The 24,944-nt window shown below is 59.4% G+C and carries 14 protein-coding genes; 5 read left to right on the top strand and 9 right to left on the bottom strand.

Features of this window, described 5'->3' with window-relative positions; all coding sequences use genetic code 11:
* Positions 1–35: 35 nt before the first annotated feature.
* The gene (locus V3390_RS03880) at positions 36–1,052 is read right to left on the bottom strand and encodes a LacI family DNA-binding transcriptional regulator (RefSeq protein ID WP_331703428.1); all 1,017 of its coding nucleotides are present in this window, start codon (positions 1,050–1,052) and stop codon (positions 36–38) included.
* A 105-nt stretch (positions 1,053–1,157) separates the two neighbouring features.
* Between V3390_RS03880 and V3390_RS03875 the strand changes: the two genes are divergently transcribed.
* The 3 genes from V3390_RS03875 to V3390_RS03865 are packed head-to-tail and all read left to right on the top strand — an operon-like array spanning position 1,158 to position 4,926.
* Positions 1,158–2,792 carry an alpha-glucosidase family protein gene (locus V3390_RS03875; protein WP_331703427.1) on the top strand — a complete coding sequence of 545 codons (1,635 nt, stop codon included), beginning with the start codon at positions 1,158–1,160 and terminating at the stop codon, positions 2,790–2,792.
* Between the two features lie 2 nt (positions 2,793–2,794).
* Positions 2,795–4,744 carry an acetate--CoA ligase gene (gene acs / locus V3390_RS03870; RefSeq protein WP_331703426.1) on the top strand — a complete coding sequence of 650 codons (1,950 nt, stop codon included), beginning with the start codon at positions 2,795–2,797 and terminating at the stop codon, positions 4,742–4,744.
* Between the two features lie 50 nt (positions 4,745–4,794).
* Positions 4,795–4,926, top strand: coding sequence for a hypothetical protein (locus V3390_RS03865; RefSeq protein ID WP_331703425.1), 132 nt, complete (start codon positions 4,795–4,797; stop codon positions 4,924–4,926).
* A 232-nt stretch (positions 4,927–5,158) separates the two neighbouring features.
* Here the strand turns inward: V3390_RS03865 and V3390_RS03860 are convergent, their stop codons facing one another.
* Positions 5,159–7,162, bottom strand: a complete 2,004-nt coding sequence (locus V3390_RS03860; protein WP_331703424.1) for a DUF2075 domain-containing protein — start codon at positions 7,160–7,162, stop codon at positions 5,159–5,161.
* A 123-nt stretch (positions 7,163–7,285) separates the two neighbouring features.
* Here V3390_RS03860 and V3390_RS03855 point away from each other — a divergent pair, with 123 nt between their 5' ends.
* Positions 7,286–7,633, top strand: a complete 348-nt coding sequence (locus V3390_RS03855) for a hypothetical protein (protein WP_331703423.1) — start codon at positions 7,286–7,288, stop codon at positions 7,631–7,633.
* Positions 7,634–7,712: 79 nt separating this feature from the next.
* Here the strand turns inward: V3390_RS03855 and V3390_RS03850 are convergent, their stop codons facing one another.
* The 5 genes from V3390_RS03850 to V3390_RS03830 form a co-directional block, all read right to left on the bottom strand.
* Positions 7,713–8,216: a hypothetical protein gene (locus V3390_RS03850; RefSeq protein ID WP_331703422.1), complete on the bottom strand. Its 504-nt coding sequence runs from the start codon at positions 8,214–8,216 to the stop codon at positions 7,713–7,715.
* A gap of 46 nt (positions 8,217–8,262) precedes the next feature.
* Positions 8,263–8,658 (bottom strand): hypothetical protein, encoded by a 396-nt coding sequence (locus tag V3390_RS03845; protein ID WP_331703421.1) that lies wholly within the window; start codon positions 8,656–8,658, stop codon positions 8,263–8,265.
* Between the two features lie 106 nt (positions 8,659–8,764).
* Positions 8,765–9,079, bottom strand: a complete 315-nt coding sequence (locus V3390_RS03840; protein WP_331703420.1) for a hypothetical protein — start codon at positions 9,077–9,079, stop codon at positions 8,765–8,767.
* A gap of 130 nt (positions 9,080–9,209) precedes the next feature.
* Positions 9,210–9,971, bottom strand: coding sequence for a sulfite exporter TauE/SafE family protein (locus tag V3390_RS03835; protein WP_331703419.1), 762 nt, complete (start codon positions 9,969–9,971; stop codon positions 9,210–9,212).
* A 9-nt stretch (positions 9,972–9,980) separates the two neighbouring features.
* Entirely contained in the window at positions 9,981–12,770 is a 2,790-nt protein-coding gene (locus V3390_RS03830) for a M16 family metallopeptidase (RefSeq protein ID WP_331703418.1), read from the bottom strand.
* Positions 12,771–12,967: 197 nt separating this feature from the next.
* Between V3390_RS03830 and V3390_RS03825 the strand changes: the two genes are divergently transcribed.
* A complete protein-coding gene (locus V3390_RS03825; protein WP_331703417.1) occupies positions 12,968–13,330 on the top strand; it encodes a DUF1304 domain-containing protein in 363 nt (120 codons plus the stop codon).
* A 35-nt stretch (positions 13,331–13,365) separates the two neighbouring features.
* Here the strand turns inward: V3390_RS03825 and V3390_RS03820 are convergent, their stop codons facing one another.
* Together V3390_RS03820 and V3390_RS03815 are read right to left on the bottom strand one after the other, a co-directional pair.
* On the bottom strand, positions 13,366–21,219 hold the full coding sequence (locus V3390_RS03820; protein ID WP_331703416.1) for a prealbumin-like fold domain-containing protein: 7,854 nt from the start codon (positions 21,217–21,219) through the stop codon (positions 13,366–13,368).
* Complete coding sequence (locus tag V3390_RS03815) at positions 21,219–24,941, bottom strand: hypothetical protein (protein ID WP_331703415.1); 3,723 nt, start codon at positions 24,939–24,941, stop codon at positions 21,219–21,221. Before V3390_RS03815 ends, V3390_RS03820 begins: the two co-directional genes overlap by 1 nt.
* Positions 24,942–24,944 lie beyond the last annotated feature (3 nt).

Here is a 24,944-nt window from a genome sequence, read left to right as displayed (position 1 = left end):
CCCATTTCCCATTTCCCATTTCCCATTTCCCGCTCTTACGCACTGGAGCGCACAACTAGCTCGCTCGCCATCTGCTGCGACTCCACCGCCTCGCCCTTAATCAGAGCCAGAATGGCCTCGACCATGACCTGCCCGGCACGCTTGGTGTCCTGATGCACGGTGGTCAACGGCGGGTTGTGATAACGGGCCACAGGCATGTCATCGAAACCGACGACCGCGACATCGTCAGGGACCGAACGGCCTGCCGAATGCAGCGCATAGATACTGCCGATGGCCAACAGGTCGCTGGCCGCGAACAGGCCATCGAAACGGGCACCGCTCTCGAGCAGTTGCTGCGTTGCGCGCTCGCCCATGACCTCCATGCTGTCCGCCACGCCGACTTGCAGCGCCGGATCGGGCTCGATGCCGAACTCGGCCAAGGCATCGCAATAGCCTAAATAGCGCTCCCGGAACTCGGGGCTGTGCTCGCTGCAATCGCCAATAAACGCAATACGCCTGGCACCACGCTGCAACAGATGCCGGGTCGCCGTATAGCCACCTTGACGGTTGTCCGAACCGATACTGACACCGCTGCCCTGCAGATTGCCCCAGCGCACGAACTTGGTGCCGCTCTCGGCCAAGCGCTCGAGCACACCCTGCGAGGCCACATAGTCCCCGTAACCGAGCAGCAGCAGACCGTCCGCCTTGTTGCTGTCCAAGTACGCCGCGTGCCAATCGGTATTGAACTGCTGGAACGAGACCAGCACATCGTAATTGGCCTGCCCGGCGCTCTTAAGGATGGCGCCCAGCAAGGTGGTAAAAAACGGGTTGATCAGCGAGTCATCAATGGTCGGATCCTCGAAAATGAGGACCGCGAGCGTGGCCGAATGCTGCCGACGCAAGTTAGACGCCGACTTATCAACCGTGTAGTTCATCTCCCGGGCGATGGCCAGAATGTGCTCACGCGTATCCTGCGAGACCAGCGGCGAACCGCTCATAGCGCGAGACACGGTCGATTGAGAGACACCGGCCCGATAGGCGATGTCGAATGAGGTAACTTTGCCCTTTGACATGCGCACATGATACGCCAACGCCTTGGCGCTGAATACGATTCCACAACGCCATGCTGCACGGCGGGACTCTCTTATAGTGTTTCAAACCAAAACCGGGTGAGTTACATGCAACATGAATGGTGGCGCGGGGCCGTCATCTATCAGGTCTATCCGCGCAGTTTCGCGGACAGCAACAGCGATGGCATCGGTGACTTGCGGGGCATTATCGGCAAAATGCCGTACCTCGCATCGCTGGGCGTGCAGGCGCTGTGGATCTCCCCGTTCTTCAAGTCCCCCATGCGTGATTTCGGCTACGACATTGCCGATTACCGGGCCATTGATCCCATGTTCGGCAGCATGGATGACTTTGATGCGCTGATCGAGTCGGCGCACGGGCATGGCCTTCGCATCATTATTGATCAGGTGTTCTCGCACACCTCGATTGATCACGAATGGTTTGCGCAGTCGCGCCAAAGCCAGGACAACCCCAAGTCCGACTGGTACGTCTGGGCCGACGCCAAGCCCGATGGCAGCGCACCCAACAACTGGCTCTCCATCTTCGGCGGCAATGCCTGGCAATGGGATAGCCGTCGCAAGCAGTACTATCTGCACAACTTCCTGGTCGATCAGCCCGATCTGAACTTCCATAATCCGGAAGTGCAGGAGGCGGTGCTGGACAACGTCAAGTTCTGGCTGGACAAGGGTGTCGATGGCTTCCGCCTCGATGCGTTCAACTTCTGCTTCCACGACCGTGAGCTGCGCGACAACCCTGCCAAACCGCCCGAAGCGCGCACCGGCCGCGGCTACTCGCCCGACAATCCGTACGCCTTCCAGTACCACTATCACAACAACACCCAGCCCGAGATGATCCCCTTCATCCGGCGCCTGCGTGCCCTGTTCGATCAGTACGAAGGCATCACCACCGTCGCCGAACTCAACTCCGAAGACTCGCTCGCCACCATGGCCGAGTACAGCGGCCCCGACAAGCTGCACATGGGCTACTCGTTTGAGTTGGCCGCCGATGAGTTCTCGGTGCAGCACATCCGCGACACCGTGCGTGCCTTTGAATCGCGCGTGGTCGATGGCTATCCGTGCTGGTCCATCAGCAATCACGATGTCCAACGCGTCATGACCCGCTGGCTGCACGATGAGGCCCCGCCCTACGCCGCCAATCTGCTCAACGCGATGCTGCTGTCGCTGCGCGGTTCGGTCTGCGTGTATCAGGGTCAGGAGCTGGGCCTGCCCGAGGCCGATGTCGCCTTTGAGGACTTGCAGGATCCGTTCGGCGTTGCCTTCTGGCCGGCGTTCAAGGGCCGCGACGGATGCCGCACTCCCATGCCGTGGGCCAACACCCTGCATGGCGATTTCATGGTCTCCGATAACGGCTCCAAACCGTGGCTGCCCGTCGATCCGCGCCACCTGCAGCTGAGCGTGGACACGCAGGAACATCATGCCGACAGCGTGCTGGTCGGGTTCCGCCGCTTTACGGCATGGCGCGCTTCAAGGCCGGAGCTGACCCTGGGCTCGATCACCATGCTCGATACCGCCGAGCCGGTGCTGGCGTTTACGCGTACCCATGAGGGCTCGACCCTGTTCTGCGCGTTCAACCTGTCGGGCACTACAGCGACTTTGTCTGACCTGCCGAAGGGTCTGTCGCCGCTGGACGGCCACGGTCTCACGGCCGGTGCACTGACCGACGACGGGCTCACATTAGAGCTACCGGCTTATGGCTTATTCTATAGTCTGCTACCGGAGCCTTAAACGTGACGCAAGACGTGTATCCCGTTCCCCAAGAGCTGTGTGACTGCACGCTGTGCACTGATGAGCAGTACATCGAGCAGTACGCGCGCTCCATCCATGATCCCGATGGCTACTGGGGTGAGATCGCCGGCACGTTTGAGTGGTTCAAGCAGCCCACCAAGATCAAGAACACCTCGTTCCACAAGGACGACTTCGGCATCAAGTGGTTCGAGGACGGCGAACTCAACATCACCGTCAACTGTCTCGACCGCCATTTGAAACAGGGCCGAGGCAACAAGATTGCCTATATCTTTGAGCCCGACAGCCCGCGCTATCCCAGCGGCAGCGTCACCTTCCGCGAACTGCACGATCGCACCTGCCAGCTCGCCAACGCACTGCGCCAGCTCGGCATCCAAAAGGGCGACCGCGTGGCCATCTACATGCCGATGATTGTGGATGCAGCCGTCAGCATGCTGGCCTGTGCCCGCATCGGTGCTATTCACACCGTGATTTTCGGCGGCTTTAGTGCGCAGTCCATTGCCGATCGCGTGCAGGATGCCCAGGTCAAACTGATCATCACCGCCGACGAGGGCCATCGCGGCGGCAAACACGTTCCGCTCAAGGCCAATGTGGACCAGGCCCTGAAACTGCCGGGCACCAACAGCGTCGAAACGGTGCTGGTCGTTCGCAACACCCACGCCGCCGTCAACATGCAAATGCCGCGCGACCGCTGGTTCGATGAGGTCACCCGCAATCAGCCCGTCGAGTGCGAACCCGAGCGCATGAACGCCGAGGATCCGCTGTTTATCCTCTATACCAGCGGCAGTACCGGCAAGCCCAAGGGCGTGCTGCACACCACCGGCGGCTACATGGTCTATGCCGCCCACACGCATCGCATGGTCTTTGACCTGCGCGACGACGACGTGTTCTGGTGCACCGCCGACATCGGCTGGATCACCGGCCACTCGTACATCGTGTACGGTCCGCTGTGCAACGCGGCCACCACCGTCCTGTTCGAAGGCATCCCGACCTATCCCGATGTGCGCCGCACTTGGCAGATTATCGACCGCCACCGCGTCACCATTCTGTACACCGCGCCCACAGCCATCCGCTCGCTGATGCGCGAGGGCGACGAGAACGTCAAACTGTCCGAACGCACTTCGATCCGCCTGCTCGGCTCGGTCGGCGAACCGATCAACCCCGAAGCCTGGCGCTGGTACTACGAAGTGGCCGGCGACTCGCGCTCGCCGATCGTGGATACGTGGTGGCAGACCGAGACCGGCGGCATCATGATCAGCCCGCTGCCCGGTGCTACGGCCCTCAAGCCCGGCTCCGCCACGCGTCCGTTCTTTGGCATCAAGCCCGAACTGGTCGATGCCGAAGGCAAGACCCTCAGCGGCGCCACCGAGGGCAACCTCGTCATCACCGACTCGTGGCCGGGCCAGATGCGCACCATCTACGGCGACCCGCAGCGCTTCTTTGATACCTACTTCTCCACCTATCCCGGCACCTACTTCACCGGCGACGGCGCCCGCCGCGACGAAGACGACTACTGGTGGATCACCGGCCGCGTCGATGACGTGATCAACGTCTCGGGCCATCGCATCGGCACCGCCGAGGTCGAGTCGGCACTGGTCGCCCATCCGCACGTCGCCGAGGCCGCCGTGGTCGGTTTCCCGCACGAGCTCAAAGGTCAGGGTCTGTACGCCTACGTCACGCTCAACGCCGAAGTCGCCGAATCCGACGACCTGCGCACCGAGCTGGTCAAACTGGTCCGCACCACCATCGGCCCCATCGCCACCTTGGATGTGATCCACTGGGCCCCGGGCCTGCCCAAGACCCGCTCCGGCAAAATCATGCGCCGCATCCTGCGCAAAATTGCCGAAGGCGAACTCGGCGCCCTGGGCGACACCTCGACCCTCGCCGACCCCTCGGTCGTTGATCATCTGGTGAGCACGCGCAGCGCGGACTGATCCGTGCCTACGCTGCGGTTCTGAGTCTCGTCATTCCCGGCGCCGGCCAAATGTATAAAGGCCAAGTAGGCGCCGGCATCGTCTGGCTAGTAGCCGTAGTGATCGGCTACTTCCTTCTAGTCGTTCCGGGCCTGATCCTGCACTTGCTGTGCATTCTCAGCGCCGCATCGGGCAAGCGCTAACCGGAACCCGATCGAAAAATCGTGTCTCGATGAAACTCGAGAAACTCGGACTGCTCCGCCGAGAACGTGCCGACATTTCGGCCCTCATTTATCGCCCAGCGATTCATGACCTCGTAGTCCAGCTCACTGGATACGATTATTTTCCCTGTCCGCTCGAATTCGATGAATCCCTTGTCAAAGAGATGATTAATGTGAAATTCCGCATTGACGATGCGACACACGCATTTAACCTCTATATCTCTGTGACCCCGATTTTTTGGAAGAGGCGATAGATCCCATCATAGTAATTTGGGTTTCTAGAAGGGTCTGCGGGGTCACCCTCTGGGATGACTAACACCATGCCTTGACGAGCCCGAGTCAAAAGAACGCGATACGCGTTCTTTTGATAGCGCTGCCGCTGGTCCAGCTTGACCCTTTGCCACTTTGTGCCTTTGAATTCGTGATAGGACCACTTGTCGTCGGATATCCGCATGTCCCCGTCCCACACCACGCAAGCCCAATCCAGTTCCAGACCTTGTACGACAAATTCTGTGGCTGCATCCTCAAGAAAATTACTGGATCGCACATCTTCTTGAGGGTGCAAGAACCAATGAATAGGCTCGATCTTTGGACGCACATCGATTGAGATTGGCCGAAGCCTTTGAGCCTTTGAGGAAACCACCATACCAAACCGCTCACTGCCCCGCGCTTGCTCCTTGACCCACGACTTGGCTTTGCTCAAGTCTCGCGTGACAACAATGGGGTATCGAATTTTCAGCGATGACAGATGAGCCCTGGCTTCCTCAACCTCCAGCTCAAGAACGCAACGCACAAAATTACTTAGATTCTCCGCTCTAAAGGACCGCATTGAGGTACTCAAATGCAAAGACTCCACAACATGTGTACGGTCCGCAAGCGCATGGATGTCAACCTTTAGTCGTTCGTCATCGACATCCTCTATGACCACAGGACTCAAATAGACCTGCCAGTTTGGAAAGTACTCACGGACAGCAGTGGTCCATTCAGACACACCACCCTCTCCATCGTTAATCTCTTGTCCTTCGCCAATTAAGCAAACTACTACAGCCCAATCTTTGTGTCGGTCCATGCAGGAAATCAGAAACTGTGGCTCCGACTGATCGAACTGCGGCTGATTCTTCTTACTCCGCATGAACTCAGATGTCTTCTTCCGATTCCAGGCCCGCTGAGCCTCATCAAACAACGCAACGTGATCCACAGGCGGAGCTTTGTCGACGAGACAGGCATCCCGGAAATGGTGCACGAGCTGGATAAACGCCTTGATCGCAGACCGAGCCTCCCCCTTCATCACTTTCTCGCCGCGCGACTTGGCACGATCGACGCGATCTCGCGCAAGCGCCTCGGTAAGTACACTTACCAATGGCCCATTCCCAGACAAAAACACGCTGTGCTCTCGAGAGGAACCATTGGAGTGCTTAGTAGCAACATCCAAGCCAACAAGAGTCTTGCCGGCCCCAGGCACTCCCGTCACAAAAACGATGGCCTTCTGCTTTTCGCGTTGGGATCGATGAATAATCTCGCTAACCGCCGATGCCGTTAGCCTAAGATTCACTGCACCAGAATCGCTTCTCGAAATCTCCTCCACGCCGTGCCCGGCATAAAGAGCCTTTGCTGCTTCAACAATTGTAGGCGTAGGACTATATCGTCCTGATTCCCAATTTTCTAAAGACGCACGACTACCCGAAAAATGTTGCTCAGCGGCGGCAATTACGTCGAGAATCTGCGACTTTGATCCCCGCACAGGACGAGCAACCGCATCTCCATGCTGCGTTCCATAAACTCGAATGTCTTGTGGTGACCCGCCGGTCGCGATCAAAACTGGGAGTATCGAGGCATGCTCACTTGTAGAGTGAAAATTCACTAGATCCAGTGCATAGTCCCAGACCTGATCCATTGCATGCTTGCTGAACTCGCTTTCACCTGTCTTAAACTCGATGACATACAGAATGTCATTGCGTATCAAGACATTGTCGATTCGGCGACCGAGACGAGGTATTTTAAACTCGAAATATATTTGATCTGCAGCATTTGCGTCCGCAACAATACTCGATTTCAACACCTCAATCTGCTCGGTCCAGGCGGCTATTTCCGGCTGGGACACAGTAGGCATCTGCGATGCGAGCTTACCGATAATGAGATTTGAATCGGTCGAGGCGAAGTTCAGTACCGAGTCTCCGTACAGATAACCGGAACTCGGTAGTGGTGAGTAGCTGGACATGCTGGATTCGGGTGCCACGTATGTTTATAGATTGTCCACGTCAATGCCCAGGATACAACGCAACGCACCTCGGTAATCCAATGCCATCCGGACAACGTCGCCCAGCCCCGGTATGTTCTAGGCATGAGAACCAGTGAATCTCCGAGCAGCCTCGAGCATTGTATTGAGTGGCTAGAGTCAAATGCCCGCCCCTTCGACCACATCTACGATGCCATCGTCGTAAAGGGCTCGATCTCAGAGCTTGTGACATGGCTGCAAACCCGATCCCGCGGCCAGTATGGCCACGATGAACTAATGGCAGCGATCCAGTGGATTTCCTATTGGGAAGTGATCGATTGGATTCGACAGGACGCGCAAGGGCGCGATACCCATGCCATCGCCTGCACCAACGACTTCATTGCACGTATTGACCAAGTCTGGCCGGATCTCGCCGAGGAGCTTAGAGAGCGCCAAACGGATGCCCTGCGCTGACCCCGTTAGCAACACCGGCCTGAGATCCTGATGATCTGGGGCAATCAGAACGCGATGACCCGCACGAGGGATTGGCGGGTTATTTTTTGGCTATGGAACAGACGCGCTTGCCAAGCTGCTCATCGTCGCCGGATACCTGCCTGAACGACGGCGAATCATCCATTTCGAAATCCATGCCCTTGTCGATTACTTCGTTGCCCTTGCTGTCAAAGGCCCAAAACCGCCACTGCGCAACTTTCATCGGACTTTCGCAGATCCATAGGAGTTTGACGCGAACGGAACGAATACTGACGCCGTCCTGTACACGATCCGTGGGCCAGGTGTAACGAACGATAGATGACCAATGCGTGGGCATCTGACTGGCCACGTAGTCACTTAGGCCCAGATGTCGTTGCGGCCTGACGTTCGACGTCTCGAGTTCGACGATGCCTCCGTCGTTCAGCGTTGCCAGCCGCGCCCAGGTCTCAGCCGCGGATACCGTCCCGACTACACAGGCCAGCGCACAAATCAGAGCCAACGCACCCCGTTTGCAACCGCTGCGAATGTCCGGACGGTGGTCGCTTCCGATGATGGCTAATTGCATTTGAATCCTCCGGGATCTTTACGCTGGCTGACGACAGCTTCAATCGTTATTTCAGGCGCCAGCCGTCACCGTTCTTTTGGTAGAACTCGGCAGGGTCATCGTATGTAGGCGGCATGCCCGGTGTCGTCTGAAAGTCCGCATTGCCATCGATGGTCTTGCAGCCGTCAACAGCCCAGGCGCCACCGTTGCTGCGAGTAAACAGCCCTGCCTCAAGCGTGCCGTCGTCGTAGGAATCGATAGTGAAACGATATCGGTTGCCGGCCTTCTCGAAGAAGTAAATGCTCACCAGTCCCTCGTCATCCTCGAAATCAACGGTGCCGAGCTTGCTCAGGATATCCACGTTGGTCTTAGCGGCCCCACCGGCAACCTTGAGTTGAAAGGCCTGCGCGGAATGAGCGTAATTAATCTCAAGCTGACGACCCGACTCCGTTGTACAGGTCAATATGGTGTTGGCCGGCAACGGACCGGCTGCGGCAACTCGAGGCAGGACGCCGGCACTGCAGACGGCGGCAAGGGATAGTGCAGTGATTAATGTGTATTTCGTTGAATTACGGTCTCCACTCTTCGCCATATTGCTGATAGAAATCGGATAGAAGCTCAATGCCCGGCACCTTGGATGGAGATGCCACAAACATCGTGTTGACGTTGGAACAGTATGTTTTTTCCCACTCGCCCGAGGCGCCTGTGCGCGTGTACAGCTCGGCCTTGTCCTCGTCTATATCGCGATCGAGCTTGAGGCGATAGTAGTCGCTTCCGCTCTTAAAGAAATAGGTCTCTTTGACCGTGTCACCGGACACGTAACTCTGGGCCGGGTATCGCGAAGGGATCGCTGCCGCATCGCCAACGCGCTTGCATCCGTGCATTCGATGATTCCCCTGTGCAACAACTTGATGTCGACCGTCTTGGGGACCGGCGCCTATTGCAGCTCCTTTGTAACCGATAACCGGGCGTGACGCAATTCACACATTATTGTGCCAAATAGTTCTCTATTTCCTAAGCGAAGGCATCCCACGCCGTCTTGGCAATCAGCGCCGAAACCACCACCACAAAGGCGACCCGCACAAACCCGCTGCCGTGCTTGAGCGCCAAGTGCGCGCCGACCACGGATCCGGCCACGTTAAAGGCGGCCATCGTGAGCCCGAGCTGCCACCACACATGGCCTTTCAGGCTCAGCAGCAGGATCGCTGCCAGGTTGGTGGCCACGTTGAGGACCTTGGCAGAGGCGGAGGCATGCAAAAAGTCGTAGCCGAGCACTCGCACCAGCAGAAAGATCAGAAAGCTCCCCGTCCCCGGCCCGAACAGGCCGTCATACACACCCAGCACGATGCCAATGGCACACGCGAACAGCAACTCGTGACGCCCCGTAAAGCGCGGCGCGTGATCGTAGCCCATGTTCTTGTTGGCCAGTACATAGATCAGCACCACTAACAAAATGAACGGCAGTGCCTTGCGCAAGACGTCCGGATTGATCAGCGTCAGCGCATACGCACCCAGCAACGACCCTACGAAGGCCACCCCCGCCGCGATCAGCAACACGCGCCAGTTGAGATTGACGCGACGGGCATAGCGCCACGTCGCCACCGAGGTCCCCCACACCGAAGCGGTCTTGTTGGTGCCGATCAAGGTGGCCGGTGCGGCGCCCGGGAACGTGGCGAACAGGGCCGGTAACAGAACCAGCCCGCCACCGCCAACCACCGCATCAATTAGTCCTGCAAGAAACGAGGCGGCGAGTACCAGGATCTCCTCAATACCCAAGCCCGTCTCTTACTTCTTGAACTTGGACAAGTCGCCGGCCATAAAGACGCTCAGTGCTTCCGGTTTGATCTTTGCGCGAATGGCCGCATTCACTTGCGCGGCGGTCAGCTTGCTGTATGCCTCGGTGCGACGGGCATAGTCTGCCATCGTCTCACCGCGGTAGGCCTGATCAGCCAGCACGGACACCAGCGATTGTTCCTTCGTCAACGCCGTCGTACGCGACGACAGAATATCCGCCACCGCGGTCTTGACCTCTTCTTCGGTCACGCCGGTGGCGACAAACTTGGCCAACTCATCGCGCACGCCTGCCGTAAATTTCTCGGCGTTCTCCGGCGCCGTGATGCCGTAGATCATCAGGTAGCCGTCGTCATCATGCCCTTCAAGGCTGAAATCGGCGCGGATCTGGGAGCTGACGCCGTAGGTCAGGCCTTCTTTTTGGCGCAGACGATCGCCCAGACGCGACTTGAGCGTGCTGCCACCCAGGATGTCGTTGGCCACGCGCAGTGCGGGGTAATCGGGATCGGTATCGTTCAAGGGCATGTTCACGCGTGCGAGCACAAACGCATTGGCCTTGTCGGGTGCATTCAGTCGCTCGGTCACCGGGGCGATGGCGTTGTAACGCGTAGAGATCGGGGCGTATTTCACATTGCTGGTCCAACCCGGGAAGGCCTTGCTCAGCTCTGCCTTGACCGCAGCCGGATCAAAGTCACCGACGATCGTCACTTCGCCCTGTGCGGTGCCGTAGAACTGCTGCTTGAATGCACGCAGATCCTCGACCTTCAGCGCCTTGATCTCGGCGATGCGCTCAGCCAGCGGACGGTAAGCACTGGGGTGCCCCTTCGGCCACACATTGAAATGCGCTGCCATTGCTTCACTGGCCAAGGTCTGCGGTTCCTGGCGTTGCATCTCGAGCGAGGTGATCGCTTGCGTGCGCGCTTGCTCGAACTCAGCATCCGGCACCGTAGCGGTGCGGGCCACTTGCGTCAGCAGTTGAATGACCGGCACGACCGAGTCGCGTTGTGCATCGGCACGCAAGCTCAGGGACTGGCTGCCACCGCTGACACTACCGCCGGCCTTGAGCGCCGTCAGTTGCTTGGAGATCTGGTCACGGGTCAGGTCCTTGGCGCCCATCATCAGCAATCCACCGACGAAGGCATTCGGATACACCCCGTACAGTTCTTTTTCGTTACCGAAGCGGAACTGTCCCGCCACCTGTACCGAGGCGCCGCGCGTCTTGTACGGCAGCAGCACGGCCTTGAGGGTCGGCGTCAGCTGCAGTCGCTCGACGCGCTTCTCAATGTGGGTCGGGGTGCCATCGAACTGCTCACCGGCCTGCTTGGCCTCACCCCCCTTGTAGTTCTTGAGCACATCGGCGGCCAGCGGCGCGGCGGCAATCACCGCCCGTTGCGGATTGGCGTCCGGAATAAAAGTCGACACCGTGCGATTGCTCGGCAGGTAGTAGGCCTTGGCGACGCGGTTCACATCGGCCAGCGTGACCTTGCTGATGGCATCACGCTGATAGAAGTACAGACGCCAGTCGCCTTGTGCAAAGGCGCCGGTCAATCCCAGCGCCGTGGCATTGGCATCGTCGTCGGCACGCGCAATGCTCGCGGCAACGCGTTGCTGCGCCTGATCCAACTCTTCCTGCGTGATGGGGTTCTGTGCAAGATTCTCTACAATCTGCTCGAAGGCTTGCTCGGCCTTGGCGACATCACCGTCCTTACTGACCACCACCATGCCGGTGGCGAGTCCCGGATCGCGCGAGGCCTGCGCACCCAGACCTGCCTGCACGGCCAGCTTGGTCTCAACCAGCGCTTTGTACAGTCGTCCCGTCGGCTGATACGAGAGGATGTTGTTCAGCACCTGCAAAGGTGCCGTATCGGGGCTAGTCGCCGCAGGTACGTGATAGCCGATAAATGCCAGCTTGATGTCACCCGGACGGCGCACCTCTACTCGACGCTCGCCGTCTTGAGTCGGCTCGACGGTGTAGTACTTGGGCAGCGGCTGCGCCGGATTTTTGATGTTGCCGAACGCCTTCTGCACTTGCTTTAATGCCAGATCGGGATTAAACCGACCGCCGATCACCAGCGTTGCATTGGCAGGGCGATACCAGTTGCGATAAAACGCCTGCAGATTAGGAATCTGAACCTGCTCGACGTCGCTGCGGGCACCGATCGTATTCTTGCCGTAGTTGTGCCACAGGTAGGCCGTGGACATCAGGCGCTCATGCGCTGCATTTACCGGGTTGTTTTCGCCGTTCTCCATCTCATTGCGGACCACGGTCATTTCGCTGTCCAGGTCCTTGCGCGCAATGAACGAGTTCACCATCCGGTCGGCTTCGAGATCGAGCAGCCACTCGAGCGTCTTGTCACTGGCCGGGAACTGACCGAAATAATTGGTGCGATCGAGCGAGGTGGTGGCGTTGTACTTGACGCCATGCGCTTTCATTTCCTCGGGGATATTAGTGTGCTTGGGCGTGCCCTTGAACTGCAAGTGTTCCAGCAAGTGGGCCATGCCGGTTTCGCCATTGCCTTCCTGCACACTACCGACGCCATACATGATGTTCACGGTGGTCTGGCCGTTGCTGGCATCGGGCACCAGCAAGACGTGCATGCCATTGGCCAGGGTGTATTCGCACACGCCCTGGACGCAGGGTCCCTTGGTCAAACCGGCAGTCGCAGCAGACGCTTTGGCCGTCGTCGTGGCCTTGGCCGGTGTCGCTGCTATCGCCGTCGCCGTGGTCGCGGTTGCCAGCCCAATCGCCAGCGCCAAGCTCAATGCCAATGAATTTCTGCGCATGCCCTACCCCTCGTGTCAAAAATAATCTCCCATTGGAGCATCAAACCGGTGGGGCGGTGCACTGGCAGAAGTCATGTTGACATTGAATAGTTCAATCGCTTACCCGTGTTTGGAGCGATCGGACGGCTCCCGGTCCCGATCCTTTCTATGGCCGGCCCGATGAGCCTCGCTGCATTCTGAGGCCTTATGACGGGCTCATGAATACTCTCGCCCAACTATTCGTCGGCCTCGTAGCCGCCATCCACATCTACATCCTGATCCTTGAAATGTTTCTGTGGACCGGCCCCAAGGGACAGAAGGCATTCGGCATGACCGCCGAGTTTGCCAAGCAGACCAAGGTATTGGCGGCCAATCAGGGCCTGTACAACGGTTTCCTGGCGGCCGGTCTGATCTGGGGCCTGCTAACGACCTCTGAGCCGATGGCGTTCTACATCAAGGTGTTCTTTCTGACCTGCGTTCTGGTGGCAGGCCTCTACGGCGCAGCCACCGCCAGCCGCAAGATCCTATGGATCCAGGCACTGCCGGCAGCCATCGCGTTGGTACTGCTCCACCTGCGATAAGTCAGGCGACGCGAAGTGCATCGCCTGACTCGGCGTCATTGCACCTTGCAGCTGACGGTCAGGTTCAGTTGCGTATTCGCCGGGAATGCCGAGATCGCCGCACCCGCAGGCTCCAGAATCCGGGTGAGATCCGCCGGACATTGCGCAGCGCCCGTTGCACTGCATTGAGTCACCGCACAGTCGGACAGGTTTGGTGACGGCGTATCGCGTAGAATGACACCATTGCCCCACGACGGGCCGTTATTGGTCACCACTAGATTGTACGTGGTGTTCTGTCCCGAAATCAGATTGCCGCCGCCGTTGGCGTTCGTCTTGACGATGGCAATGTCGGCCTGACTCGTATCGTCATTGAGGATGGAACAGGTGGCATCGGCACCGCTCTCGAGCTCGACATAGCCGCCGGCCGACAGACCCACAAAGCTGACCACACCCGTACCCGTACACACCCATTCGCCGTTGACGTAATTGGTGACCATACCTTCGGCCAGGGTGTACGTACCGGCCGGCACGTGCAGATCCTGCGAGGTGTAAGTGGTCTCGAAGTTGACCGGACCCGTCGCCGTAAACGTCAGGGCGCCTGCCGAGCTGTTGACGTTAAAGCCGGCAACGTCCGCGGTTCCACCGTTGTTATTGCGCACCACCTTGACGATCTTCAACGTGGCGTGGGCGCTGTTGATGAACGTACAGGTGAGGTCCTTGCCCTTCATCAGCACACTCGAAGGCACGGTCAGCTGCCCACCACTCAGGCTTGCAGTGACCGTAGCGCCATCGGAGTCGAGGCATTGCGCGCTTGTCAGTGACCAGTTGGCCGGAACCGTCTCGCTAATCACGGTGTCGGTACCGACGTTTGTCACCGGTGCCGTAAACACCGGGGCGGGCACGTTGGATGTTGCGGTTGTGGTCGTCTGTGCGGACGGCAAGCCATTGGTTCCGTTAAAGATGAACGGACCGACCCCACCGTTGGACTGCACCATCACGCTGATTGTGGGTATGCGCACGTTGGTAAAGTCGCAGCGAACGCCGGCGCCCGGCTCCACGTGACCGGAGACGTAACGGCCCGGCACATTGACCACGACGTTGCTCAGCAGACCCGTACCGCCGTCCTGCACGCAATTAGCATCGGTGAGCTCCCAGCCCGCCTTGACGCGCTCCTGCACCACAAAGTTGCCCGTCGACAACACCGGGAATGATTGCGCTGCAATAGTCCCTGTGCCGCCCGCGGTTATTACGGGATAGGTCCCTGCAGGCGGTCCCGCCGGCGACGTCACGTTGATGTACATGTCGTAATCAAAACTGGCGTCACCGCCAATTGCCGTCTTGACGATGCGACCGGTTGCGTTCTGGTAGTTGGTAAACGTACAGGTGACATCCGCACCGGCGACCAGTTGACCGCTAATCGAGCCGCCGCGGAACGTCGGAACGTGACTCGGAGTCGCTCCGACCAGCGTGCTGCCCACGGTGCCGCCGGGATTGTTGACGCATTGAATACCGCCCGGGGGCAAGCTCCAACCGGTCGGGAACCCGCTGCTATCTTCGCTGACCGTAATCGCCACGTTCGGAGTGATGTTGTCGATCACCTGTTGCGCGGTGGAGTTCGACGTCGACGTCGTCAACGGGAACGAGCTCGGCGTACCGGCAACGGTCACCGTAAACGGGAAGCTCGCTGCATCGCCCCGTGCATCTTTGACGACGGTCAGACGGGTCTGCTTGGTGTTGGTGAACGTACAGGTGAGATCGTTGCCTTCCTGCAATACACTCGAAGGAATGGTCAGCGTCGAGCCGCTACTGCTAACCGAAACCGCACTGCCTCCGTCATTGCGTACGCACTGCATGCCGTTTAGCGTCCAACCCGCCGGCACCACCTCAGTGATGGTCGCATCGGCCATCACATCGGCCACCTGATACGCCGTGGAGCTGGCGGTATAGGGCGAACCCGAACCGCCAGTCGTCAGAATCAGCGAGCTCGGCAAGCCATTGGTACCGGCTGCAAACTCGAATGAGCCATCGTCGCCGAACGATTCCTTGCTAATGGTGATGTGCGGAACACGCACGTTAGTCGCCTTACACAGAACGTCGGAACCTGCCGCGACCGTTGCATTGAGCGTACCGGTGGCCAGATCGGTGCTGTTGACCGTGAGCGCGCCCGTGGAGCCCTGCAGGCTGCAATTTAGCGCCGTCAGCTGCCAACCGGCTTGCAACTGTTCCTGCAGACGGAACGTGCCGGTACCCGACGACAGAAACTCCTGCACAAACGACTGCTGCCCATTGGCGGTTGCAGTGGCATTGTTGACCGTCAGCGGAATCGTCAAATTCGGCGGGCCCGCCGGCGATCCGGGATTGACCCATAGATCGTATGTAAAGGTACCGTTGCCACCGCGCGTGGTCTTTTCGACACGACCGGTGACGGTATGCGCATTGACGAAGGTACAGGTCACATCGGCACCCGGCACCAGCGAGCCCGAAATCGAACCGCCGTTGCGCAGAGTGTTCAGCATTGGCGTTGCACCCACCAGCGAACTACCGGTTTGGCCACCCGGGTTGTCCGCGCAGCTGAGCGACAGCACTTGCCAGTCCGGAATGGCCGGAGACGATCCCGCCGGCAGGGCATCAATTGCTTTGGCGAGTTCGGCAATGGTCAGATTGACATTGGGACTCAGTCCGGTCACCGAAGCCGTGGACGAGATGTTTTCAGCTGAGGGCGTCAGGGTATGCGTTTGGGCTGTAACCAGGCCGCCACCGGTGACCTGAAAGTCAAATGGTACATTGACTCCACCGCGGACTTGCTTGGCGATGGTCAGGGTCGGCGACTTGGTGTTGGTAAAGGTACAGGTAAAGTCCACGCCATTCGCCCTGACGACACTGCTCGGCACGGTCAGTGTTGTGCCCGTGCCGCTGGCCAGTACCTGCTGACCCGTGGCTGTATCGGCGCACTGCCAGGTGGTGCTCCAGCTGGCCGCGGCGTCTGTGACCTCGGTGATTGAGGTATCTTGCGTAACGTCCAGTAGCGTGACGCTCGTCGGATGGGTGACCGTCGTGCCGCTCGCTGTCGTTGTAATGGCAGCAGAATTGAAGATCTCCAAGCCATTGCTGCCGCCGGTAAATGTGAATTCTCCGGTGCCGCCAATGGAACGTTTCGCAATGCGGACGACCGGCTTGCGGACGTTGGTGAAGTTACAGCTGTTCAGTTCGCCCGACACCATCGTGATGGTCGCGGTTTTGTTCGGAATATCGTAGGTGAATGTCGAAGGCCCCGTACACTCGATATCCACCAGCTGAGATGGGATGGAGCTGCTGATTTCCTGAATCCGGTAGGTCAAGGCACCGATAGGTCCGGCGAAGAAGCTTTTGACACCGGCGCCCGTCTGCGTGACGATCGTTTCACCGATCGAGGAGAGCCCGCCGGTGGTCGGAGCACTAACTTGAGTGATTCCGAAAACAAACGAGCCATCACCGCCGATTGCCGTCTTCTGGATGGTCTGGGTGTCCGCAAGGGTATTGGTAAAGCGACAGGTCACGTCGGCACCGGCCACCAGAGTGATTGTGCGACTACCGCGATTCAGCGGATCGTTGTTATTAATGGTATGCGTTCCGAAACTGCTGCCCGTTGCGCCGCCGGCATTGTTAACACAGGTAATGTCACTCAGGAAATACGAGCCGTGGGGATCCTGTGCTTCCGACACCGTGATTGGAACGCCAATGGGCAACATCAGCAGCGCTGCGCCCGCCACCGGGACATCGGCAACGGAAGTCGTTAGGTTCTGCACAATATCCGGGTTGCCGGAGTAGCTCACCTTGAGCTCGACCGGCAACCCGGTGAGACTGGCCAAGTCAAACCCCGCTGTCACCTTCTCCAAGGTGAGGCGCGGCTGCTTGGTGTTGACAAACGTACAGACGATATTCGAGCCAGGCGCAGTCGCCGCCGCATCCAGTGTCACATTGGACGCACCGGTGTCGACAGTCGCGACGCCACCCGTGCTCAAGCCTGTGCAGCTCGCGCCGGTCATTTGAAAACCTGAAACAGGCTGTTCCGTAATCACCGTTTGCGTTGAAGCGGCAGCCAGCGCCTGGACCGGACCCTCAGCGATCACGCCGGCCGCAGTCGTGGTAATACTCGTGCCGGCAAATCCGTTGTCGCCGGTGAAGGAAAAGGTACCGACACCGCCGTCACTCCGCTTGCGAATCTGCAAGGTCGGCGCTTTGGAGTTTTTGTACGTGCAGATGACCGACTCACCTGCCGCCAGATTGATATTAGCCGTGCTAGTCGAGGGGTACGACGTCGTGCCCGAGACGGAACCGACACAATCGAGAGACTGCAGACTCCATCCTGCCGGCAGCACGGCCTGTGTTACGGAGTATGCACCGGGTTGCAGATCCGAAAATGCTTTCGCTGCCGGATAGGCGTTGAGGTTATTGCCATCGTCGTCGAGTGCAAAATTGCTCAGACCCGTACCGGTCGTGGTGTAGCCCATGGCCTGTCCGCCATCTGGCATATTGTCCAGACGCACGGTGATCGACCCATTCTTGACGTTGACAAGTGTGCACTCCAGCGAGGCGCCCGGCAGTACGTGGCCAGAGTCAATTGTCACTAAGCCGGTCGCCGGATCGACCGTCGCCGTAAAGGGCGCGGTCCCGTTGCCACTGGCAGCGCCATTGAGGTCGGTACAGGTGGCGGAACCCAAACGATAACTCGCCGCCGGAATCTCAATGACTTTGACGTCGGCGCCCAAGGTCAGAATGTCGACCGCTGCACCCGGAGTGCCCGCCACACCGTCCGTCGTGCTTGAAGTGATCGTGCCGGGCACACTCGACAGATTGCCGCCGGTCGCAGTATTAAAGCTCGCACTGACCGCCACGCTGTCGTTGGCAAGTTTGGCCTTCGCAAATCGGACCGTTGCCCGCCCGGCGTTGGTAAACGTACAGGCGATGTCGTTGCCTGCCGCGGTGTCCGCCGCGGAAATATCGGCGTAACCACCGGCATTGCCGTTGATGACCTTGGTCACAGTGATCGGACTGCCGCCGTTGACAGAACACCCAATGTCGCGCAGTTCGAAGCCCACCGGCAACGCCGATTCGTGGATACGGGTGAGTTGTCCCGGCGCCGTCAGGGTCTGCGTGGTACCTACTGTGGCCACACCGACAGCCGACACCACAATACTGTGATCGGCGATGCCGTTACTACCCGTAAAGTTGAATGTCCCGGTCGCACCTTGAGAAATCTTGGAGACGGTCAGCGTGGTGTTCTTGGTATTGGTAAAGGCGCAGTTCCAGGCCGCGCCCGCCCCCATGTTCGCCGCACTGAAACTGATAGTCCGACCGCTACCGGTCAACGGCGAGTTGCCGGTGACAGCCGCATTGGTGTCTGTACAGACATACGAGGTGGAATATCCCTGGGCGCTGGTTGCCGACTCCACAATCGAGGCGGCCACACCCGCGGTACCCCGCAATGGCATATTCGTCGAGTTCACGGCGACGCCGCTGCTCGAGGTGGTGATGCTGTCGGCAGTCCTGTCGAATCCGGTCAACGCGAAATCGAACGTGCCGACATCACCGACCGAGGTCTTGCTCAACGCCACCACCGAGGGCCGTCGGGTATTGGTGTACGTACACTGAGTCGGCGTCGAATTGCTCGCTATTGTGATCTGTGCCGGCGGCACTGTTGCTGCCAGCGTCGTGCCGCCAGTACATGCAACCGACTGCGTATAGAACTCCATATTGGTGCCCGTCTCAGCGGGCAAGGTCACCACATTGCCGGGCACCACGTTGACATAGGCACCGGTCGCACTGGCAGGCGCCGATGCATTGAACGTAGCGTTTTGTGCGCCACCGGTCGTCGTGGCGGTCGCCGTGTCGCCTGCCATGCCACCGACCCAAGTCTTGGCCAACCGCAGTTGGGTACCGAGGGAGTTGGTAATGACGCAGGAAATGTCATCGCCTGCGGCCGGGCGGATCGCATCCCAAAACGCGACGTTATCGGTAATCGTGCCGCTGCCGGACGGCAACACCGTCGACGACCCGGCACCGGCTGCATTGGTACAGACAATGTCGCGCGAATAGGCTGCGGGCGATGTATCCGCGCCGGTGCCACCGACCCTTACCGTTTCGCCGAACTGGATGGTCTTGCCGGGCTCCACGGTCTGCGTCGCGGTGACTGCAGTTGCAGGCACCGTAGAACCCGAAGTGGTCGCCGTCGTTGCAGTCGTGAACAGGCCGCCGACGTAAATACGCGCCGCAATCTGATCGGTACCGTTGCGTTGCTGCAGGGTCTTGCGCAAGGTGACCCAGACCGGCGTGGGCGTCGTGTCGCAGGCGGTCTCCGTCAGCGTGGTGCTCGGACTCTGCAGCGTCGCCGTCGCGATATTGTGCAGACCGTGACCCGCAGTACTTGGACTGGTGCAGGCGTCGTTAGCCGTGGTGCCGGGCCGAGTTACATCCAGAAGGATGCGAAGCGTATAGGTATCGGTTGCCCCTGCCGCCAAGGCACGCCACTGCGACCGCAAGGTCCACACCGCACCGGACGTGTTGACCGAAGTAGCTGCGGCCCCGTTCAAACTCACCGTGGCGGAACTGATCACCGCATCGGGATCAAATCCCGGCTGATCGGTCAGGCCGTAATTGGCGGTGACACCCGAGGGGTTGGTGACGTCGATGGTATAGACGGCTTGGTAACGGCCGGGTGTGCCGGCTACCGGCGTGATACTCGTGAGGTTCTTCCTCAGGCTGAGCTGCGCATCGTCATCGATGATCGTATAGGTACCATTGCGGACACCGGTGCCACCGCAACTGGTAGTGGAGCTGAGCAGGAACGAACCGTTCGACGGCGGTGGCACCATGCTGTATGCGATCGGCTCACTGCCTTCGACATTCGAATCCTGAAGAATCGTAATCGGCAGAGTAAACAGTCCGTTGCTGACACCGTCGTAGGTACCGGCCGGCACCGTGATGGTCATGGTGGTCGTGCCGCTGGACGTGGTGTAGTCCGTACCCAATGTCGCCGCACCCGGCTGGCCATTGTTGGTGATGTTGACGGTGACCGTGAAGGCACTCGCCGCCGTACCGACAACCCGCAGCCGCGGAATGGATCCCGAGCTGCTCTCGAGTCCCGATGCACTACCCGGCGAAATTTCTACGAACGGCAACAGGTTGATTTGAATCGCATCGAGCAAGTTACCTTCGGCCAGGTTGGTGCCGCCGGTACTGAGCGCCTCAAATCCCAAGCTGGTCTCACCGCTGGGGCCCGAATAGGTAAACGAGCCGCGATACACACCCCAACCGTTGCTGGTCTGCGGATAGCCACTCTGACCGCTGGCGCCGGCGCCGTAGGTTGCACTGGCCGCGCCCGCATTGGTAGTGCTGGCGCGGACCAAGGTCTGATTCGAGCCCAGCACAAAACGTGCAACGTCGGGGCTGGTCGCGCTGACGCGACCGCGATGACGGAATTCCCAGTTAAAGGATTCGCCGTTGACCATACAGACGTTCTGATACAGACGCGACGTCGTAGCAGCATTCAATTCGGCAACTTGCGAGCCGTCGGGTGCAATGATCGTCGGGCTGTTATTGGTCCGCGGGGTCCGCCACAGTTCGATGATCGGCGCGTTTTGTGCAAAGCCTGCAGGCACCACGCAACCGCCACTGTTTTCCGTATTGGCATTGGGGTGATTGGTCGACCAGCCCCGGACCTGACTTTCTGCAATGTAAACACGGCAACCCGCGGTGGCCAGATTCGGCGCTTCGAAACTGGGGTTGATGATGCTGCGTTGAACCTGCGCCTGTGCAACGGTCGGCTGCATCCAGACCATTGCGGCCATGATGAGGCCGGCGGCAGCTGGCCATGTCGCGCGCGTGCTGCGTGCGATCCGCTGTGCCAATGAAGTTGCAACGCCGCTGTACATCAGTATCGTCCCGTCATGTTCAGGAACCAACCTCGATGATCGTAATCGAAGTTGGTCAGGTCATCGCTAAAGTCGGTGAAGTTGTAGCCAAGGCCAATGCGGAAATTGCGACCGATATCGCGATCCACTGCGAGCAGCGCACCGCTGCGGCGTCCACCGTCCGGACGCACGGATAGCCAGCGGTATTCGCCCAGCACGTTCCAGTCGGTCTGACCGATGCCGTAACGAACTTGAGCTGCCGCAAAAGTGGTATCCGCATCGGCCCACTCACCCTGCAGGCGACCGTAACGGACCTCGCCTGCGCGGCGTGCAATCTTGCCGGCCCACTCCCAGTTCGGACTCGGGTGGTAGATGCCTTCGAGCGAGAGCACCTGCGAGCGTTGGTCATAGTACGCCACGCGTTCGCCGGTCTGCTGCAACGCAGAGACGTCGTACAAATAGGTATAGCGTCCGAACAGTGCATATCGCGTGTTGTCCCACGGGCGATAGGCAAAGCCGAAATTGCCTTCGACGAACTTGGCGCCTGCGGTCGGGTCCAGGGCATCGGTCGTTTCAGACCAGTTGAATCGCGCGGCCAGCCGCAGACTGTCGTTGACCTTGCGCTGCAAATGATTGGTCGTGACCCATTGCTCGCGCAGTTCCACGCCGCGATCCCGTCGCCATTCCACTTTGCTCTGCCATTGCGTCGATTCCGAGGTCCGACCACCCGTCACGCTAACTGCCTTGCGCTCAACCTCACCGTTGCTCTTGTCGATGCGGCCATTGGACAGTTTGAAGCCTGCGTTCCAACCGGCGGACGGATAGAAATCCATACCGAACACATGATTCAGCGCGGTATCGTTCGGGCTCTTCAGGTACTGGCTTTCGTTAAAGACGTTGATGCGATTGCCAAGCCGCCAGCGTTGGCCAAGGGTCCAGCCATCCTGCAGTTGCGGATTAAACAGCGGATCGCGCTGGGTGCTGTCAGTAACCGTTGTGTAATTCGCATAGAAGCTGTGATCGGCGCTGAGGCGGTATTCGGCGTTGACTTGGGCCGCATCGCCACGGTCGCCGGTTGTCACTTCGGCACCAATGCTGGAGAGATTGCCAAACAGATATTTGGCGCCGGCCGCCAGCGCATCGTTATCGGCATAGCGTCCGTCGTCATTGCTAAGGGTCTTTTGTCCCGTCAGCCAGTATTCCCATTGACTGCCTGCGCGGTGCTTGAACTGCAGTGCGGCCAGATCACCCGTGGCACTCAAACCTTGGCGTGTTTCTGTCACCCGACGCCACTCGGCAGCCCAACTCGTGTTCTCGTTGAGACGCCACTCGGCCGTGAGCTGGCCTTGTTCCAGTGCATCGTCGCCACGTTCTGCCTTGCTGTAACGACCATAGAGTGACATGGCCCGCGTGACTTGGCCCATCAGCTCGGCACCGGTCTCATGCACCTCAACGCCGGGTTGATAGCGCGCCACGGAATAACCGGAACTGACATTGCGATTCCAGGCTGCGGCGGACCAGTCGTTTTGCGTCCAACCCAGCTCGCGCAAATTCATGCGTGCTTCGATGGCGCGTGCGGTGCCCTTCTGATCCGGTCGACCCGAGGTGATCGGATCAAAGCTCAGACCGCCGTTATCGGAGCGGTACACATCCATGCTGCTGGCATGACTGCGTGACTGTTCAATTTGCAAATACGTGCCCTTGCCGGCCTGCAGCGTCAAATCCACGCCGGCCAGGTTGTAATCGTCGCCGGAGCGATTTTCGTCAACATAAGTGACACCGACACCGATGTGATCGCCAAACCACTGCTTTCCGCGCAGGCCGACGCCGATGTTCTTAGGTGCACCGGTGGCGGGCACGGCCTCGTAATCCACCATCAGCACCTGCAGATAGCCTGCGAGCGGCGCGTCGGTAGTCAGGCTCGGCACGCCATCGCGCGTGATGCGCTCCAGCGGGCGGCTCAGCAGAATGCGACCTTGCAGCTCATCGATGTCATAGTCGGCACCGCGCGCCAGTTCCACTGTGCTCATCACGCGGCCGGTGGTCGGATCGCGACGTTCAATCACGACGCGCTCGGACCCGCGCAGCACATCGGTATCGTGCAGATAGTACAGGCTGCCACCGGTGCCTTCGAACTCGTTATGGCCCGGAACGGTTTGCGAATCGGAACCGAACACACGCAGCTGCCGTTGCGGATCGCCCCAGGCATTGGTCTTGCGCTGACGCCAGTCGAGCGCTGCACCGTAGAGTGAGCGGTTGTACTGTGCATACTCCGTGCCCGTCAGTCCGGTGTTGTAGTTGCCCCACAGAGCCTGATTGCCATCCCAGTCAACGCGGGCATATAGACGACCCATGGTGTCCACATCGCGATACGTAGTGGAATCATCGCCATACACCGGGTAGTAGGAATCCGGATCCAGGCGGCGGAATACATCCTGCGGGTCGGCCTTCCAGAAACCGGTAAACAGATCGCGAACTTCGCGCTCGCGCGTGTCGGCCTGCGCGGTAATCAGGTAGCGGCCCCGGGTCTTGGCTTTCAGGTAGAAGGCCAGGCGGCCCTCGGTCAGCAAGTCCTCGTCGGCACGTGGATCATTGCGGAACGGTTCAATCGAACCGCTGACATCATTGCCGGAGAATGTGAGGTCGGCCAGTGCAACGGCAAACCAGTATTTGCCGGTGACATTGACATTGAGGGCGTGATCGATGACATCGCTGCCCTGCTTGAGTTGCACCGCGTAGGCGTGCGCACCGATCGGCTCCAGGTACTCGGCGACAAACTTGCGCTCCAAGTCCACCGGTACCGTATCGCCGTTGATGGTGAGCGAATATCCATCGGGCACGTTGCGCCCCTGGATACGAATCCTCGAGCCCGCAACGCGAATATTCTGCTGGCGCAAGGTGGAGCGGCCGTAGGTTGCATCAATGCGTTGCTGCTGCAGCGCCTGATCAATGTTCAGTGCAATGCCCGTTAGCCGCTCTGTTTGGCGGCGACCGATTTCATTGCCTCGCTGCACTTCTTCGGGTGACAGCAGTTGCAGCCGTTGCGGAAACGTTTCGTCGACGGCGTTGCCATCGCCATAGGCACGCAGGACATAGATCAGCTCATCGCCGACACGTGCATGCGCGGAGTCTGCCCATACGCCATCCCACTCGGCCTGCATGACGGGTGCCGGATCGACTTCAATCGTGGCGAGTGGCGACACCAGGTCAGTATCGTTGGCGCGATAAACCAGAATCTCCGCCTTGCGAATGAAGGAGGCATAGTTGCTGTACGCGGTAAACGCCACCGGCTTGGTGATGTGTCCGTTCTCGAAAGCTGCGTACGAGGAACCCGACACGCTCATTTGCGTCGAGCCCAGCGTCGGATCCTCGGTTGCCCAAATCATGCCGCCGTCGGGCAGACTGACACTCCAAGTCTGGCCGTTGACATTGTCCGGACTCGGCAATGCGGGCGGCGCCACGCGCGGCGCTGCACTGATGGTCACACGTCGGTCGGGTTGCAATGCGCGATCACCCGAACGCTCGCTGGTCCCGGTAGTCACCGGATCCAACTCGCTGCGGCTGCCGATCTTAAACAGCACGCTCGAATCCTGCGGGCAGTCCGCCCCACTACAGGTCGCCGTTGGAGTCGTATTGGTGGTTTGCGTTTGCGCGGCGGCGGGCAACATCACACCGGCCGTCAGTACGGCCGCAATGGCGGCGCCCAGACGATTCACGCGCTTGGAGGTGTTGGGTAAAGTCATCTG

The sequence above is a fragment of the Aquilutibacter rugosus genome, from assembly GCF_036541335.1.
GTDB lineage: Bacteria > Pseudomonadota > Gammaproteobacteria > Xanthomonadales > Xanthomonadaceae > Aquilutibacter > Aquilutibacter rugosus.
The sequence above is the reverse complement of the archived record's forward strand: the minus strand, read 5'-3'. Positions and strand labels throughout refer to the sequence as shown.

Bases quoted from the DNA above. Each gene is read 5' to 3' on its own strand.
- V3390_RS03880 (WP_331703428.1), bottom strand. From the start codon at position 1,052: ATGTCAAAGGGCAAAGTTACCTCATTCGACATCGCCTATCGGGCCGGT.
- V3390_RS03875 (WP_331703427.1), top strand. From the start codon at position 1,158: ATGCAACATGAATGGTGGCGCGGGGCCGTCATCTATCAGGTCTATCCG.
- V3390_RS03865 (WP_331703425.1), top strand. From the start codon at position 4,795: ATGTATAAAGGCCAAGTAGGCGCCGGCATCGTCTGGCTAGTAGCCGTA.
- V3390_RS03860 (WP_331703424.1), bottom strand. From the start codon at position 7,162: ATGTCCAGCTACTCACCACTACCGAGTTCCGGTTATCTGTACGGAGAC.
- V3390_RS03855 (WP_331703423.1), top strand. From the start codon at position 7,286: ATGAGAACCAGTGAATCTCCGAGCAGCCTCGAGCATTGTATTGAGTGG.
- V3390_RS03850 (WP_331703422.1), bottom strand. From the start codon at position 8,216: ATGCAATTAGCCATCATCGGAAGCGACCACCGTCCGGACATTCGCAGC.
- V3390_RS03840 (WP_331703420.1), bottom strand. From the start codon at position 9,079: ATGCACGGATGCAAGCGCGTTGGCGATGCGGCAGCGATCCCTTCGCGA.
- V3390_RS03830 (WP_331703418.1), bottom strand. From the start codon at position 12,770: ATGCGCAGAAATTCATTGGCATTGAGCTTGGCGCTGGCGATTGGGCTG.
- V3390_RS03825 (WP_331703417.1), top strand. From the start codon at position 12,968: ATGAATACTCTCGCCCAACTATTCGTCGGCCTCGTAGCCGCCATCCAC.
- V3390_RS03820 (WP_331703416.1), bottom strand. From the start codon at position 21,219: ATGTACAGCGGCGTTGCAACTTCATTGGCACAGCGGATCGCACGCAGC.
- V3390_RS03815 (WP_331703415.1), bottom strand. From the start codon at position 24,941: ATGACTTTACCCAACACCTCCAAGCGCGTGAATCGTCTGGGCGCCGCC.